Below are 15938 nucleotides of genomic sequence, written 5' to 3' on the forward strand. Positions count from 1 at the left end.
TTCAAGGATGTTGCAGCGGTGGATACTTCTCTGATGTGGTCCCGCGCGGCATTATGCCCAACATATCGAAAGCCGGAGAATATGCTGCACGAGGCGCATCCGGTTCCACGATCAACAGCACGAAGGCTGAGCAAGCTTCATGAAATCATCGCGATCCCGGTCCCGCTCAAAGGGCAACCGCAACAGGTCCAATAATCAAGGCGGTAACGTTGTAAACCGCGTCTTTGACAGCTCGGGTCCCGAGGGGAAAGTGCGCGGGACACCGCAGCAGATCATTGAAAAGTATAACCAACTGGCGCGTGACGCGCAGCTGAGCAATGACCGTGTCGCCGCTGAGAACTTTCAGCAGCACGCCGAACATTACACGCGCCTGCTCAGCGAGGCGCAGCGCGAAATCGACCAGCGCCGCGAGGAGCAGGAACGCCAGAACCGCGAGCGCCAGGCAGAGCGGGACCGCGAACGCGCCGAACGCCAGGAACGCGAAGCGGCGCAGGCCGCCGAGGAACACCCCATCGCCCCGGCGCCGGTTCAGGAGGGGGACAGCGGGCTTGTCGAGACACCCGAAAGCCAGCCCAAGCCCAAACGGACACCGCGCCGCAAGCCACGCCCCAAGCCCGCACCCGCAGCAGAGGCGGAGACATCGTCGGACGGCGGTGGAGATGACGCTCCGAAGGCGGCTGAGTAAAATCCGCGGCGCGCTACCGGGGGGTCTTTTAGGAGGCGGCGATCTCACGGGCCAGCGCACAGAACCCCTCAACAGAGATCTGTTCGGCGCGATCCGTGGGCTTCAGCCCCGCTGCCCGCAGCCTGTCTTCGACATCCGGTGCCAGACCCTTGAGCGCTGCGCGGAGCATCTTGCGCCGCTGATTGAAAGCCATTGCAACCACCCGGCTGAGGATCGCGGGATCAGCGGGATACCGGGGGCAGGGGAGCGCTGTCAGGTGGACCACACTGCTTGAAACTTTCGGCGGCGGGGTGAAAGCCTCGGGGGGCAGTTGCATCACGATCTGCGCATCCGCCCGCCATTGCGCGAGGATCGCGAGCCTGCCGTAAGCCTTGCTGCCCGGCTGCGCCACGATCCGTTCCGCGACTTCGCGCTGAAACATCAGCGTCAGGCTTTGCCAGAACGGGGGCCAGACCTGCGGCGTCAGCCAGCGCACCAGGAGTTCAGTGCCGACGTTGTAGGGCAGGTTGGCCGCCACGCGGATGGGGGGCGTCAGCGACGCCAGCGGATCGATCTCCAGCGCGTCGCCTTCCAGCACCGTCAGGCGGTCGGGATAGGCAGCGGACACCTCCGCCAGCGCGGGCAGACAGCGTGCATCCTTTTCGATCGCCAGCACGTGTCGCGCGCCCTCCGCCAGAAGCCCCCGTGTCAGCCCACCCGGACCGGGCCCGATTTCGAGCACGTCACAGGCGGTCAGATCTCCGGCCTGCCGGGCGATCTTGGCCGTCAGGTTCAGGTCCAGCAGAAAGTTCTGGCCCATGGATTTGCGCGCCTGCAGATGGTGGCTGCGGATGACCTCCCTGAGCGGGGGCAGGGCGTCAATCGCGCTCATCGGGGATACCTTGCGTTTCACCCACGGGAGGCTGCCATCGCCGCGGCCAGTTTGAGGGCCTGCGTCATGCTTGTCGAACTGGCGATGCCCTTGCCCGCGATGTCAAAGGCTGTGCCATGATCGGGCGAGGTGCGGATGAAGGGCAGGCCGAGCGTGACGTTCACCCCCAGATCAAAGTCGAGCGTCTTGATCGGGATCAGCGCCTGATCGTGATACATCGCCACAGCCGCGTCATACCCGGCGCGGGCGCGGGCGTGAAACATCGTGTCGGCGGGCAAAGGCCCCCGGAGGTCCAGCCCTTCGGCGGCCAGTTCGGCAATCAGCGGTGCGATCCACTGTATTTCCTGCCTGCCCATGGCCCCGCTTTCGCCGGCATGGGGGTTCAGCCCGGCGACGGCGATCCGCGGGGCGTCGATGCCGAACTGATGGCGCAACGCGTCATGGGTAATGCGGATGGTGTCGCGCAACACCTCCGGGGTGAGGTGGCGGGGCACGTCCTCCAGCGCGATGTGGATGGTCGCAGGCACCACCCGCAGGGCATCCGAGGCCAGCATCATGACCGCCCGCGTGTCACCCCCTGCAAGGGCCTGCAGATACTCCGTGTGTCCCGGATAGGCAAAATCCGCCCCGTCGATCAACGCCTTTTTGTGAATGGGGCTCGTGCAAAGCGCGCTGGCAGCCCCGCGCTGCACAAGGTCCACGCAGGCGGCGATGACGTCGATCACGCCCCTGGCGTTGGCCGGATCAGGGTGTCCGGGTCTGTTGTCGCACGCAAAGTCATGTCGCAGGACCGGCAGCGCCTGGCCCCCCAGCGCAGCGGCCTCGCCGATGTCGTCGATGATCTCGAAGGGCGTCCCTTCCGGCAGATGGCGCGGATCGCCCATCCAGGCCATCACAATCTCCGATTTCAGGTGTTGCCAGGCGCCCAGGGTGATCTCAGGGCCGATCCCGGCTGGTTCGCCACAACTGATGACGATCGGCGCCAGCGCGGAGGTCATTGGAAGGTGATACGGGCGTCCGCGCGAAGCCGCTCAAGAAAGCTGTCGGCCAGCGCGTTCAGGCGGCTGGTCCGCAGGGAGGCAACCACATCCTCCCGCGCGACATCTTCGTTTGCCGCGGCTGTCCGGCCACACAGCATCAGGAACATCAATGTCTGGCCATTTGACCGGGTCAGGGCGACTGAGCTTTCCCCGGCATCAAGTTTGCTCAGTTCGAGCGCGACATCGGTTGGGATCTCGGACGGTGGCTTGCTGCCGCGCTCCAGGGTTTCGGGGGGCTGGCCCTGCGCGACCCCGTAGAGATCATCGCAGACATCAACCCTTGCCCGCACCTCTTCGGCAGCGGCGAGCCCTGCGGGCGTGCGACCGCCGGGGATGTAGTATGCGGCGTAATCGATCGCGGCGTATTCGCGGGTCGGTGCGCCGGTTTCTTCGATGCCGCGCAGTTGAAACAAGGCCACCGCGTTGGGGATGTTCAAGGGGTCGGTGACCTCACCTGGTGCGAGACCCAGCAGCAGGGGGCGCAGAACCGGCGGCAGATTGCTGAGCGATTGCCAGGGCAGGCGGCCTCCTTCGTCGCGGGTTGCAGTCGCGGAATACTCGCGCGCATAGTCGGAGAATTCGGCCTCGGAGGTGGTCGTGGCGATCTGTCGGGCGATGTCCTCGACTTCCTGCGCCCTGTCTTCGGGGGCCGGGATGATGATTTCCGAGACCAGAACGCGGATCGTGGTGTCCGCACTGGTAGTGCCGAGCGCCTGATCGACCTCATCTTCATTGACCTGTACCCGTCCGCCAAAGCGTGCCGAGACATAGTCACGCCAGGCAACGCCCACGCTGACAAAGCTTTCAAACGTCTCGGGGGCGATGCCGTTTTCCGCCAGCAGGGTCTTGAACTCTTCGACTTCAAGGTTCACCCGCGCGGCAAATTCGGACATGCCGGCGTCGAGGGATTCCTGGGTCAGCTCGAGCCCCGCTTCGGCGATTGCCTGCTCGCGCAGCCGTTCATCGATCAGCGTCTCGATCACCGATTGGCGCCCCGATCCCGGTGCGTTGAACAGGGACAGAAACCGCTGTCGCTGCGCAATCTCAAACTCTGTTATCACCCCCTCGTTCACTAGGATGGAAGGGCTGAACTGGCTTTGGGCAAAAGACGGCACGCCGATGGTTGCCGCTGCCCACAGCAGGATCGCAGCGCAAAGGTTTTTCAGGTTGGTCATCTATCCATCATCCGCAAGTTCTGGAGTACGTGTTTGACCCGCTCAGGGCGGAGAACCCCCGCAACCCGATGCTTAAGCCGAAACGGGTCGTGGGCTCAAGGCTTGAAGAGGAGGTATATCTGCGCTGGACCGAAAAACCGATCTCCACACATTCGTTGAAGTAGGTCATCCCCAGGCTGGCGGTCGAGGCGCGGTTCTCGATCAGATCATAGCGCCAGTCCGCATTGGCTGCCCAGTTTTTATCAACGTTGAACAATCCGTTCAGGTAGACTTCCGAGGTGTCGAGCAGGCGGTCCTCGCTGGGGTCCTCCACCAGCCACAGATAACTGCCCGAGACGCGTCCGCGCCGGTGGTCATAAGAGCCGCGCACCTCCGCCTTGGTGAAATCAAAGCTGTCGTCGAAAAGGGTGCGGGCGGTCAGGGCCCAGCCGTTTTCGGTCTTCAGCTGCCCCGCGACAAGGTAGTCAGAGCTGAGGCCAGAAAGCCCGCTGGCTTCGGTGAAACTGTCATCCGACTGGTTTCGGACAACCTGTCCCAGCGTCAGGTTTCCCTGCCACCCGGTCGGGGCAAAGCGCGCCCAGTTTACGCCATAGGCCCCGACCGTCCCGCGCTCGCGGCGGTCCGGGGCGGGAAAGCGCGACAGCGCCAGGAGGTTGCCTTCGTCGAAGTCGACCAATGTGCTTTCCTCGTTGGGAATGTCGAGCTGCGAAGATCCGGTCCAGGCCAGCTGCGCAATCGGTTCGAGAAACTGCGTGGCCCCGGTGCTGTCCACGCGGGTCATCGGGTAGCGCAGGGCCACGGTTGTATAGGGGGTGAACTGTGTCTGGTTCTGGTTGGTGGTGCTGTCTTGGGTGATGTTGAAAATGTCACCGGCCAGGCCGATCGTGGTCTCTGCGCGTGCGCCGCCCGGAATGGTCCAGCCGCGCAGCCATTCTGCCTGGGTGTTGAACCGGCTGACATCGCGACCATCGATATCCCTTTCGGAATACCGGATGTGGTTGTGTGCATTGGAACTAAAGCGCAATTCGCCCCCGATGGCCGCCGGGAAGAAGCGCCGTTCATAGTAGAGATCCCCGACGATGGAAGGGCTGGTGGAGCCGCCTTCGCCGTCGCGCAGAGAGTTGAAATTTACAAGGCTGCCAAAGATCAACTCGTCACGTCGGTAGCGGCTTATCGCAACCTGGCTGTCGAGGCGGTCCTTGCCGGAATAGCCGTAGTCCTGCAGGTAGTCGTCGTCAGACGTCAGCTCCACATCGAAAACCAGCCTGAAGTCGTTCCTGAGCGCAAAATTACCTTGGCCAAAGACATAGCCGCGGGTCTTGCCCTCCATCAGGTCATCACGGGAGACGGCACCGTTGAAGATGATATCACCATTGGTGAAGGCCTGGCGGTAGCGCAACTCCACCGTTCTTGTCCGGCTTGACAGGTAGGGTGTCACGGTAAGATCGCGGTCATCGCCCAGCGTGATAAAATAGGGAATCTTGATGCCAAAACCCAGATCCGAGGTGCTTTCGTAGGTGGGGAACAGGAAGCCTGTCGCGCGCTCAACCGTCGGGTCCGGCAGCCGCAGGCGGGGTAAGTAGAACACCGGGACATTGCGGATGCGAAACTGCGCCTGGTCGAAATAGAGCTGCCTTTCCTCCCGGTCATGGATCACGCGGCGGGCGCGGATCTGCCAGAGCGGCGGTTTGCCGTCATCGCAAACCTCGCAGGAGGTGACGGCGGTTCTGCTGAGCTGGCTGTAGCGGTCGTTGACCCGCTGCATCTGGGCCGCCGAAAGCTGCAACTGCTGGTTCATCACCACCCGCGCCCCGGTCAGGATACCGCTGCGCAGGTCCGGCTCAAGCTCGGCGGCGCTGGCCAGCACGGTGATGCTGTCGCCGTCCTGCATCCGGATCGGTCCTTGGATGACCAGCGCGCCGCTCACCCGGTCATACCGGATTTCCTCCGCCTCCAGCCGCACGCCGTCCTGAAAAACCTCTACGTTGCCGCGGGCCACCAGCTCTCTGTCTGCTGCGATAAAGACGTCATCGGCCACCAGCACCGCTGCTGGTGCGGCATCTTCCTGGCTCAGAGCGATCACGGGCCAAAGCGTCAGGGCGAGCAGAACGACAGCACGGATCACCTAGCCGTCCTCCGCATGCAACAAGGGGCCGAACGCGAGCAGAACCGAGGCGACGGGCGGGGCCCAGGCGGCCAGATAAACCGGAAGCTGCCCGTTTTCCCCTAAAATCATTGCAAAACTTCGAACGAAATACAACGCAAACCCCAAAAGTACCGCTGCAAGCACGGAAAGCCCGGTGCCGCCAAAACGGGTATGGCGCATGGTAAAGGCGCTCGCAACCAGAACCATCGCCACCAGAAACAGCGGCCGGGCAATTTCTGACTGAAACCAGACCCGATGCTGCAGCGAGGAGAACCCCGCCTGATCCAGTTGCCGGATGAAATCGGGCAGGTCCCAGATCGAGATCGTGTTGGGGCGGCCAAAGCTTTCGCGGATGTGCTCCACGGTCAGCGTCGACGGGATGGCCAGCCGGTCGTGCAGGGTCGCGTTGCCCTCGGCATTGGTGCCGCGGGCCAGCGGCCATTCCTTGGCGTTGCGCAACAGCCATTCGCCCGCCTGCAATTCGGCGCTGTCTGCCCGGATGCGTCGGAAAGGTGTCCCGGTTTCCTCGTATTCAAGGAAGGTCACATCATAAAGCACCGAGGCATCCGGGTTGGACCGCAGGGCACCGATCACCATTTGACCCTCTTCGGTGCTTTGGCGCAGCCAGAGCCCTTCGGTTGAGATCGAAAAGGTCGACGCACCGCCCGTGCGGTACCCCTGGGCCAGTTCGCTGTATTTTTTCGAGGTCCCGGCCACGATCGGGTTGAGCATGGTGGTGGCCAGCGTGCCGAGCACCAGCACCACCCCGACCGGCGCCACAAGCGCCCCCAGCGCGGAGCGCCCCACCGCGCGGGTGGCCACCAGTTCGGACGAGCGCGCAAGGCTGGTGAAAAAGGCGACTGTCGCAATCAGGACAATCAGCGGCAGGATCTGGTTCACCGTCTCCGGCGTGTTGAGGATGACCAGTTCGAAAATCCCGCCCGCGCTGACCCCCCGGTCCGCAAAGCGGCGGGTCTGATCGACCAGATCGACCAGCGCAATCAGCGCAAAAAGACCAACAAAGACGATGCCAAACCAGTTTGCAAAACGTCGCGCGAAATAAAGATGCAGGATCATCCGGCTCTCCGCATCAGGCGCAGCAGCACGCCGCGCGGCTTGGCCGCAAACCACAGCATGGTCACCACAAGGCAGGCCCCGAAGGCAGAGGGCAGATAGAGCAACGGCCACAGTTGCGGATCGCTGCGGACCGGGCTTTGCAAGGTGCTGCGGACCCCGTCGATGGCCACCAACAGCGCAAAGGCCAGTGCAACCTCGCGCCAGACGCCAAAGCGCGAATAGCCGCCGATCATCAGCGTGGAGAACCCGATCAAAGCAGCCACCACACAAAAGAGCGGGTCGGCAAAGCGCGCATGGAAGCTCACGGCGATCTTTCCGATCGTCTCCCCGGTTGTGCGCGACAGCGCGTCCCAGGGTTGCAGCAGCTTTACCGTGGTCATTCTGTCGGGGTCCAGTCGCTGGCTGGCGTCATTCTGCACCAGAGCCGAGATATCAAAGGAAAAGTCGCGGAAATTCGCCGTCGACAGGCGCTCATTGGCCGTTGCAAGACGCTGGGCGATGCCGTCCACCATGATCAGCGTCGTGCTCTCTTCGTTGCGGATCAGGTAGGCTTCTGCCGCCGTGTAGATCACTTCTTCGATCTCGCTGCGCCGGTCTGAGAGAAGCACATCGCGCAGGACGCCGTCGTCATCGATTTCCTGTGTATAAAAGGTGACCCCTGCGGAGGGGTGCAGGAACCGGCCTTCGGTCAACAGCCGTGCGGTGGCGTTCTGAGCGACCTCGTTCTGGCGATGGCTGAGTTGTTGCTGGGCCAGCGGCATCAGCACGTGGTGCAGCGCCGAGGCCATGACAAACACGATCAGACCAAAGACCAGCACCGGCCGTGCCAGTCTGAACGGGCCTGATCCGGTCGCCTGAAGCACCGTCAGCTCGCTTTCGTTGTTCATCCTGTTGGTGACATAGACCGCAGCGGCGAAGGTCGCGATGGGCAGGACGGTGGTGATGAGCTTGGGCAATCCCAGGGCGGTGAATTCCAGAAACACCAAGGCAGACTGGCCATCGCTGATAAGCTGGTCAAAGAGCGACACGCCGCGGTTGATCCACAGGATCGCCACCAGCACAAGCGCAAAAAAGCCAAAAAGCACCAGCAGTTGCGACAGTACGTATCTGTCGAGTCTGACCACTGCGATTCCCTCATTCGTCGTTTCGTATCGTTGCGGTCACGTTAGACCAAAGCTCGGGCCGGGAAAACTGCTATCTGGTCATTGCCGTTCAGGCGCGCTACGACCATGACCGAACCCACTGCAAGAAGGCTCTCGTTATGACCATGCCCACCTCTGTGACCTTTACTGAAACCGATATCGAACGGCTCGGAGATCATGCCGGGCGCGTGGCCGTCGTTGTCGATGAGACCGGCAAGATGGATGTGTCAGCGCGCCGGGTGAACCGGCTTACGAAAGGTGCGCTGAAGCGGGCGCTGGAGGCAAAGGCGACAGAAGGGCTGAAGCCCGGCACCGTCTTCACGCTGGCCTATCCTGCCGGCATGGCCGCAGATGCGGTCGATGTCCTGTGTGTGCCGCGCAGCGCCCCTGTGCACAAGGCCCGCGCGGCCGGGGCGATTGTCGGCAAACAGCGCGGCAAGGCGGATCTGCTGTTGGCCACCGGGAGTTCCAAGTGGGCCGCGCAGATTGCGCTGGGGGCCGTGCTGCGCGACTACAGTTTTCAGGCGCACAAGACCGATGCTGAGGCCAAGGCGGGCAGCATCGAGGTGATGTGCAACGACAAGGCGGCGGTCTCGGCGGCGGCAGAGCCTCTGATGGCGGTGGCGGAGGGGACATTCTTTACCCGCGATCTGGTCAACGAGCCGGCCAACATCCTGACTACCACGAGTTTTGCCGACCGGCTTGTCGAGATGGAAAGCATCGGCCTCAAGGTCGAGGTGCTGGAAGAGGACAAGCTGGAAGAGCTGGGGATGCGCACGCTGCTGGCGGTCGGGCAGGGCTCGGCCAGCCCCACCAAAGTGGTGGTGATGCAATGGAACGGCGGGGCCGAGGGCACGGCCCCGCTGGCGCTGGTCGGCAAGGGCGTGGTCTTTGATACCGGCGGCATCAGTCTCAAGCCCGCCGCCGGCATGGAAGACATGACGATGGACATGGGCGGCGCTGGCACGGTTGCGGGTGTGATGCGCACGCTGGCCCTGCGCAAAGCCAAGGCCAATGTGGTCGGCATCGTCGGCCTGGTCGAGAACATGCCCTCGGGCACCGCGATCCGCCCTGGCGATGTCGTGACCTCGATGAAGGGCGATACGGTCGAGATCCTGAATACCGACGCCGAAGGCCGCCTCTTGCTGTGCGACGCCATGTGGTACACGCAGGAACGGTTCCAGCCTGCGGCGATGATTGATCTGGCGACCCTCACAGGGGCGATCATCATCGGTCTGGGGCATGAGAACGCAGGCGTGTTCTCCAACGACGACACCTTTTGCAAGGCGTTCCTGAAGGCGGCGGAAGCCGAAGGCGAGGGGGCGTGGCGCATGCCGCTCGGGCAGGCCTATGACGACATGCTGAAATCCCCGATCGCGGATATGAAGAACATCGGCGGGCGCCCCGCGGGGTCGATCACGGCGGCGCAGTTCCTGCAACGTTTTGTCAAGGAGGGGGTGCCGTGGATTCACCTCGATATCGCCGGCGTTGCCTCGGTCAAGTCTGACACGCCGCTGGCGCCCAAGGGGGCCACGGGATGGGGCGTGCGTGCGCTCGACCGGTTGGTCGCGGACAACTACGAGACGGAGTAGACCCTTGGGCAAGGCCATGTTCTACCACCTCACGCGCCGCCCGATGGAGGACACGCTGGTCATGCTGCTGGGCAAGGCCCGGCAGGCGGGCTGGCGCGTTCATGTGCGCGGCCGATCAGAGGAGCGCATGGCCTGGCTCGATGAAAAGCTCTGGCAGGGGTCCGAGGACGGGTTTCTGCCCCATGGGCTCGCCGGCGGGCCACATGACGCGTTGCAACCGATCCTGCTCAGCACCGGCACGCAGGGCGCCAATGCCGCGACCTGTCTGATGTCCATCGACGGGGCGGAGGTGAGCGCATCCGAGACCGAGGCGCTTGAGCGTGTCTGCGTGCTTTTCGATGGCAACGATGCGGAGGCGCTTGAGCGCGCCAGGAACCAGTGGCGGGCGCTCAAGGAGGCGGGCGCGCTGGCGGAATACTGGTCGGAGGAAAGCGGCGCGTGGCAGAAAAAAGCGCAGACGCAGGATTAACGTACCAGCGTCAGCGTATCGCCCGCGATCTCGATCCGGCCCCATTTCTGCAGGTAGGTCATGCCCATGAGCGAGCTGCCCATCTCGCCTTCGTTGACCACCGCACTGACGTTTTCATCGATGAACGGGCCGATAGACATGCGCTCCAGCCGCACCGGGGCGGTACGCACCTCGCCATTGGCGGTCATGGCGCGCCCGAAGTAGCTTAGCCCCTCGGGGTCAATGCCCGCCGCCACCGCATCGCTTTTGGTCAGGACCAGGGAGGTTGCCCCGGTATCAAGTACAAAACTGACCGGTGCGCCGTTCACCTCCGTTTGGATGTAGTAATGTCCGTTCGGGCTGCGCGGCACAACGATGCGACCCTCATCGGCAAAGACAGACTGCTGGGGCCGCACGGTCTGCGAGATATCCCCCCAAAGCCCATAGGCCGCGATGGCGCCGCCAAAGATGAACGCCCAGATCGCGGCCTGTTGCAGGCTCTTGTTCCACGAGCCGCGCCCCTGCGCAAAAAACCAGCCTGCCACCATCAGTCCCAGCAGGATCAGATAAATAAGGCGGCCTGTGTCGAAACTGTCCAAAGGAAGCTCTCCTGTATGTCTCCCTAGAATATAGGGAAGGTGCGCCAGATGTCAGCCCGCGCCGGGGCCAAATCCAAAGGCGGCCAGGCCGTCGAGCACGAACTGCACCGACAGCGCGGCCAGCAACATGCCCAAGAGCCGGGTGACAACCGTGATGCCGGTCTTGCCCAGGGCGCGTTCGATCAGGCCGCTGACCATGAAAAACCCCATGACGATCAACAGCACCAGCCCGGTCACGCCCAAGACCATCACAGAGCCCTCCAGCCCCGGGCGCTGGCCCATCAGCAGGATCACCGAGGCGATGGCACCGGGACCGGCAATCAGCGGGATCGCCAGGGGAAAGACCGACGGGTCGTCGTGGTCATCTTCCTCGGACTGGTTTTCGCGCCGCTTGGTGCGCCTTTCAAAGAGCATATCAAGGGCGGTCAGGAACAACAGGATCCCCCCCGCCACGCGGAAGGCGGGCATCGAGATGCCGATAAAGCTCAGCAAAGCTTCGCCAAAGCCGGCAAAGGCCAGCAGGATCAGCGCCGCAATCAGGGTGGCGCGTATCGCAATCCGGCGGCGTGCCCGGTCCGGCATGCCTTGGGTGAGCGCCACGAACAGCGGGGCAAGGCCGATGGGATCGATCACGACAAACATCGTCACGAAAGCTGTAATCAGAAAAGCAGTATCGACGGTCATGGGTTTTCCTGTCCGTGCCTTTGCTGCGCGCGCAGGCTGTTGTGATCCAGCGGCTTAGGCGAGCTTGCCTGCAAACGCAAATGATCTGCGTGGGAAAGGTTGGTTCTTGATGGAGGCCGCTGAATCGCCTGTTTGATCTATGTCAATAAAAGTAGACACTATATATGTCAGAAATATCTTACACAGTGTCGGAGGTTCCCCATGCGCATCGTCTTTATTCACCCCAATTATCATTCTGGCGGGGCTGAGATTGCAGGGAACTGGCCGCCGGCCTGGGTCGCCTATCTGGCGGGCGCGCTGAAGCGTGCGGGCTTTGATGATGTGCATTTCATCGATGCGATGACCAACGATCTGGCCGATGACACGCTGGCCCGAAAGCTGCGGGACCTGCGGCCTGATGTGGTGGGCTGCACGGCGATCACACCGTCGATCTATGTGGCCGAGCGGGTGATGGAAATCGCGCAGGAGGTGGCCCCGAATGCCCTGCGTGTTCTGGGCGGGATCCACGCGACCTTCATGTACAAGCAGGTTCTGTCAGAGGCCCCCTGGATCGATGTGATCGTGCGCGGTGAGGGAGAGGAGATCATCGTCGATCTGATGCGCGCACTTGAGGATGGCCGCTGGCCGTCGGCGCGCAAGACCATCAAGGGGCTCGCTTTTCGCGATGGCGAGACGATCATGGCAACGCAAGCCGCCGCCACGGTCAAGGACCTCGACGCCATCGAGCCGGACTGGTCCCTGCTGGAGTGGGACAAATACATCTACATCCCGCTGAACAAGAAAGTCGCCATTCCCAATATGGCGCGGGGCTGTCCTTTTACCTGTTCGTTCTGTTCGCAATGGAAATTCTGGCGCGATTACCGCGTGCGGGATCCCATCAAGGTCGTCGATGAGATCGAAACACTGGTCAACGAACATGACGTCGGCTTTTTCATCCTTGCCGATGAGGAGCCCACCATCAACCGCAAGAAGTTCATCCAGTTCTGCGAGGAGTTGATTGCCCGCGGCCTGCCCGAGAAGGTGCAATGGGGCATCAACACGCGCGTGACGGACATCTACCGCGACCGCGAATTGCTGCCGCTTTACCGCAAGGCGGGGCTGGTGCACGTGTCGCTGGGCACCGAGGCGGCCGCGCAGCTCAAGCTCGACCAGTTCAACAAGGAAACCACCGTTGAGCAGAACAAGGAAGCCATTCGGCTGTTGCGCGAGGCCGACATCTTTGTGGAGGCGCAATTCATCGTCGGGCTCGACAACGAGACCAAGGAGACGCTGGAAGAGACCTTCCAGATGGCCTGGGACTGGCAACCCGACCTGGCGAACTGGGCGATGTATACGCCCTGGCCTTTCACGCCGCTGTTTCAGGAGCTCAAGGATCAGGTCGAAATCTTTGACTTCTCCAAGTACAATTTCGTCACACCGATCATGAAACCTGCCGCCTTGACGCGGGGCGAATTGCTCGACGGGGTGATGAAGAATTACCGGCGCTTTTACATGCGCAAGGCGCTGTTTCACTATCCGTGGCGGGGAACGGGATACAGGCGCCGCTATCTGCTGGGCTGTCTCAAGGCGTTCCTCAAGGCGGGTGTCAGCCGCACTTTCTACGATCTGGGCAAGGCGGGATACTGGGGACCGCAAACCAAGGACACGGTGGATTTCGACTTTGACGAGAGCCGCACAATAGCCGAGGCGCAGCTCGAAGACTGGGAGGCCTCGGCCGATCGCGCCAAACGTGCCGCAGAGCGCCGGGAGGCCATCCGGGCGCAGGGCAAGGCCCGCGCCGTGGCGCGCAGCGCGGATTTCAAGATGCCCAACGGCGCGCAGGTGAAAGCCTGCGGCGGCGGCAGCCAGCAAATGGAAGAGGCGGATGCCTGACGGGCCCTGCCAGCCTGACCTCAAGAGCACGGCGCGCATCGGGCCCAATGCGATCCTGCAACTGGCAGGCCCGGTGGAGAGGCTTTTGGGTGCAGGGGTGATGGCGCAGCTTCTGGACCTTTGCCGCGTGCCGATGCCGTCGGGCAAGGGGATGATCCCCGAAGACGAGGTAGGCCGGGTGCACCGCGCGATGTGGCAGCTTTTCCCCGCGCAGGCGCGGGAGCTGTCGGAACAGGCAGGGGCGGCCACCGCACGCTATATCCGCACGCATCGCATGCCCGCGACCGCGCGTCTGGCGTTGAGACTTTTGCCGCGCGCGCTGGGTGAGCGGGCGCTGACTCGTGCCATTGCCGCGCATGCCTGGACCTTTTGCGGCTCCGGCACGCTCGGGACCGCACGACAAGGGCGTGAGATTCATTTTATGCTGCGCGACAATCCTCTGGCAGATATCGACCTGCACAACCCGCATCCCTGTCACTGGCATGCGGCGGTCTTTGAAGAGCTTTTCAGTGCCGTGCTCGGACGCCCCTATTTCTGCGAGGAAGTGTCCTGCTGTGGTTGCGGGGGCGATCTCTGCCGCTTTGTCGTCCGGCGGCAGAAAAAACGCGCGCATTTCAAGGGGCTGGAAGTCTAGGCCGCGCCCGCTTTTTCGAGCCGCTCCAAGGCGGTCATCCATAGGGTTTCGGCGCGCTCCAGCGCCTCCATCACTTCGGCGTATTTCTTGTTCCAGACCGCAAGTTCGCCATGTTTGTTGTCTTCATAAAGGGCAGGGTCAGCGAGTTTCTTGGCCAGCTTGTCGCGCATCTCGTTGAGCTTTTCGACGCGGGCTTCGGATTTGCGGACATCGGCCCGCAGGGCGAGGATTTCATCGCGGGAGGCGGTCTTGGCTTTGACCTCGGGTCTTGGCTTTGCGGCCCCCTTGCTGACGGGCTTTGAGGGCGTCAGAAGCATCTTGCGATAGCTGTCGAGGTCATCTTCATAGGGCACCACGGTGCCGTTCGAGACCAGCCAGAGCCGGTCTGCCACCATTGACAGCAGATGCATGTCGTGGCTCACGAGGATCACGGCACCGGAATAGGCCGTGAGAGCCTCCACCAGGGCCTCGCGGCTCTCGATGTCGAGGTGGTTCGTGGGCTCATCGAGGATCAGCAGATGCGGGGCATCCAGCGTGGCCAGCAGCAGCGAGAGCCGTGCCTTTTGCCCGCCCGAGAGCCGCCCGACCTCGGTCTCGGCCTGCTCCGGCCCCAGGCCAAAGCCCGCCAACTGCGCGCGCAGCTTGGAATGCAGCACCCCCGGACGCGCCGAGATCATGTGCTGCAGCGGGGTCTCGTTCACATGCAGCTCTTCCACCTGATGCTGGGCGAAGAATCCGATCCGCAGCTTGTTGGCCTTGATCGCGCGCCCCTGCATCAGCACCAACCGGTCCGACAGCAGCTTTGACAGGGTGGATTTGCCCTGGCCGTTCTTGCCCAGCAGCGCGATCCGGTCATCCTGATCGATCCGCAGGTTCAAACGGCTCAGCACCGGGGTTTCGGAATACCCCACGGCCCCGCCTTCGATGGAGATGATGGGCGGTGAGAGCTCTTCGGGTTCGGGAAAGCTAAAGACGCGTTTGGCGACCTGTTCGGGGCTCGCGATCATATCCATCTTTTCGATCATCTTGAGCCGCGATTGCGCCTGTTTCGCTTTCGACGCCTTGGCCTTGAACCGGTCGACAAAGGCCTGCATGTGATCGCGCCGGGCCTGCTGTTTCTTGGCCATCGCGGCCTGCAACGCGCGCTGTTCGGCGCGCTGGCGGGCGAACTGGTCATAGGGGCCCTGATAAAACGTCAGCTTGCGGTCTTCGAGATGCAGGATCGCGCCCACGGCCCGGTTCAGCAAGCCCCGGTCGTGGCTGATGATGATGACCGTGTGCGGATATTTGGCGAGATAGGCCTCAAGCCAGAGCGCGCCTTCCAGATCGAGGTAGTTCGTCGGCTCATCGAGCAGCAGCAGATCGGGCTGGGCAAAGAGCACCGCGGCCAGCGCCACCCGCATTCGCCAGCCGCCCGAAAAATCGGAGCAAGGCTTGAGCTGTTCGTCATCGTCAAAGCCCAGACCCTTGAGGATCGTGGCGGCGCGGGCCTCTGCCGACCAGGCATCGATGTCGGCCAGCCGGGTCTGGATCTCGGAGATCCGCGCGGGGTCCTGGGTGGTATCGGCTTCGCGCATCAGGGACGCGCGTTCGGTATCCGCCTCCAGCACGGTATCCAGCAGGGAGGTTTCGGACGAGGGCACTTCTTGCGCGACGCCGCCGATCTTGGCGCGGGAGGGCAGCGACAGATCACCCCCGTCGAGGGCCAGTTCGCCCCGGATCAGCTTGAAGAGCGTGGTCTTGCCCGCGCCGTTGCGCCCGACCAGACCAACCTTGTGCCCGTCCGGGATGACGGCACTGGCCCCGTCGAACAGCGGGCGGCCTTCGATCGAAAAACTGATATCGTTTATGCGCAACATACGCCCTGCACTGGACCACACGGGAGGTCATGTCAATGCGATCTGTTCGGTGCGCGGCGCTGGCCCGAATAAACCCCTTTTCCATGCAGAACCCCCATGATAGACGCGCCGCAA

14 protein-coding genes are annotated in these 15938 nt (G+C 62.9%); 5 read left to right on the plus strand and 9 right to left on the minus strand.

Annotated features, from left to right (window positions below):
• Nucleotides 1-139: 139 nt before the first annotated feature.
• Nucleotides 140-685, plus strand: a complete 546-nt coding sequence (locus tag H7847_RS10515; protein WP_227269438.1) for a DUF4167 domain-containing protein — start codon at nucleotides 140-142, stop codon at nucleotides 683-685.
• 28 nt (nucleotides 686-713) lie between these two features.
• Here H7847_RS10515 and rsmA read toward each other — a convergent pair whose 3' ends face one another.
• Genes rsmA through lptF form a run of 6 tightly spaced genes read right to left on the minus strand, consistent with a single transcriptional unit; the run spans nucleotide 714 to nucleotide 8118 of the window.
• Complete coding sequence (gene rsmA, locus H7847_RS10520; RefSeq protein ID WP_227269439.1) at nucleotides 714-1556, minus strand: 16S rRNA (adenine(1518)-N(6)/adenine(1519)-N(6))-dimethyltransferase RsmA; 843 nt, start codon at nucleotides 1554-1556, stop codon at nucleotides 714-716.
• A gap of 17 nt (nucleotides 1557-1573) precedes the next feature.
• Nucleotides 1574-2554 (minus strand): 4-hydroxythreonine-4-phosphate dehydrogenase PdxA, encoded by a 981-nt coding sequence (pdxA, locus tag H7847_RS10525; protein WP_227269440.1) that lies wholly within the window; start codon nucleotides 2552-2554, stop codon nucleotides 1574-1576.
• Complete coding sequence (locus tag H7847_RS10530; protein WP_227269441.1) at nucleotides 2551-3771, minus strand: peptidylprolyl isomerase; 1221 nt, start codon at nucleotides 3769-3771, stop codon at nucleotides 2551-2553. The genes pdxA and H7847_RS10530 overlap by 4 nt, the downstream gene beginning before the upstream one ends.
• A gap of 7 nt (nucleotides 3772-3778) precedes the next feature.
• Complete coding sequence (locus tag H7847_RS10535; protein WP_227269442.1) at nucleotides 3779-5896, minus strand: LPS-assembly protein LptD; 2118 nt, start codon at nucleotides 5894-5896, stop codon at nucleotides 3779-3781.
• The gene (lptG, locus tag H7847_RS10540) at nucleotides 5897-6994 is read right to left on the minus strand and encodes an LPS export ABC transporter permease LptG (RefSeq protein ID WP_227269443.1); all 1098 of its coding nucleotides are present in this window, start codon (nucleotides 6992-6994) and stop codon (nucleotides 5897-5899) included. It abuts the gene before it with no gap.
• Nucleotides 6991-8118, minus strand: a complete 1128-nt coding sequence (gene lptF / locus H7847_RS10545; protein ID WP_227269444.1) for an LPS export ABC transporter permease LptF — start codon at nucleotides 8116-8118, stop codon at nucleotides 6991-6993. Before lptF ends, lptG begins: the two co-directional genes overlap by 4 nt.
• A gap of 137 nt (nucleotides 8119-8255) precedes the next feature.
• On the opposite strand from lptF, the gene H7847_RS10550 reads away from it, so the two are divergent.
• Together H7847_RS10550 and H7847_RS10555 are read left to right on the plus strand one after the other, a co-directional pair.
• On the plus strand, nucleotides 8256-9728 hold the full coding sequence (locus tag H7847_RS10550) for a leucyl aminopeptidase (protein WP_227269445.1): 1473 nt from the start codon (nucleotides 8256-8258) through the stop codon (nucleotides 9726-9728).
• Nucleotides 9729-9732: 4 nt separating this feature from the next.
• Entirely contained in the window at nucleotides 9733-10197 is a 465-nt protein-coding gene (locus H7847_RS10555) for a DNA polymerase III subunit chi (RefSeq protein ID WP_227269446.1), read from the plus strand.
• Here the strand turns inward: H7847_RS10555 and H7847_RS10560 are convergent.
• Together H7847_RS10560 and H7847_RS10565 are read right to left on the minus strand one after the other, a co-directional pair.
• On the minus strand, nucleotides 10194-10775 hold the full coding sequence (locus H7847_RS10560; protein WP_227269447.1) for a retropepsin-like aspartic protease family protein: 582 nt from the start codon (nucleotides 10773-10775) through the stop codon (nucleotides 10194-10196). The genes H7847_RS10555 and H7847_RS10560 overlap by 4 nt on opposite strands.
• A 51-nt stretch (nucleotides 10776-10826) precedes the next feature.
• On the minus strand, nucleotides 10827-11459 hold the full coding sequence (locus tag H7847_RS10565; RefSeq protein WP_227269448.1) for a MarC family protein: 633 nt from the start codon (nucleotides 11457-11459) through the stop codon (nucleotides 10827-10829).
• Nucleotides 11460-11660: 201 nt separating this feature from the next.
• Here H7847_RS10565 and bchE point away from each other — a divergent pair, with 201 nt between their 5' ends.
• Nucleotides 11661-13331 (plus strand): magnesium-protoporphyrin IX monomethyl ester anaerobic oxidative cyclase, encoded by a 1671-nt coding sequence (bchE, locus tag H7847_RS10570; RefSeq protein ID WP_227269449.1) that lies wholly within the window; start codon nucleotides 11661-11663, stop codon nucleotides 13329-13331.
• A complete protein-coding gene (gene bchJ, locus H7847_RS10575) occupies nucleotides 13324-13965 on the plus strand; it encodes a bacteriochlorophyll 4-vinyl reductase (RefSeq protein WP_227269450.1) in 642 nt (213 codons plus the stop codon). The genes bchE and bchJ overlap by 8 nt, the downstream gene beginning before the upstream one ends.
• Here bchJ and H7847_RS10580 read toward each other — a convergent pair.
• Entirely contained in the window at nucleotides 13962-15824 is a 1863-nt protein-coding gene (locus H7847_RS10580) for an ABC-F family ATP-binding cassette domain-containing protein (protein WP_227269451.1), read from the minus strand. The genes bchJ and H7847_RS10580 overlap by 4 nt on opposite strands.
• Between the last annotated feature and the right edge of the window lie 114 nt (nucleotides 15825-15938).

Source organism: Roseobacter weihaiensis (genome assembly GCF_020622345.1).
GTDB classification, from domain to species: domain Bacteria; phylum Pseudomonadota; class Alphaproteobacteria; order Rhodobacterales; family Rhodobacteraceae; genus Roseobacter; species Roseobacter weihaiensis.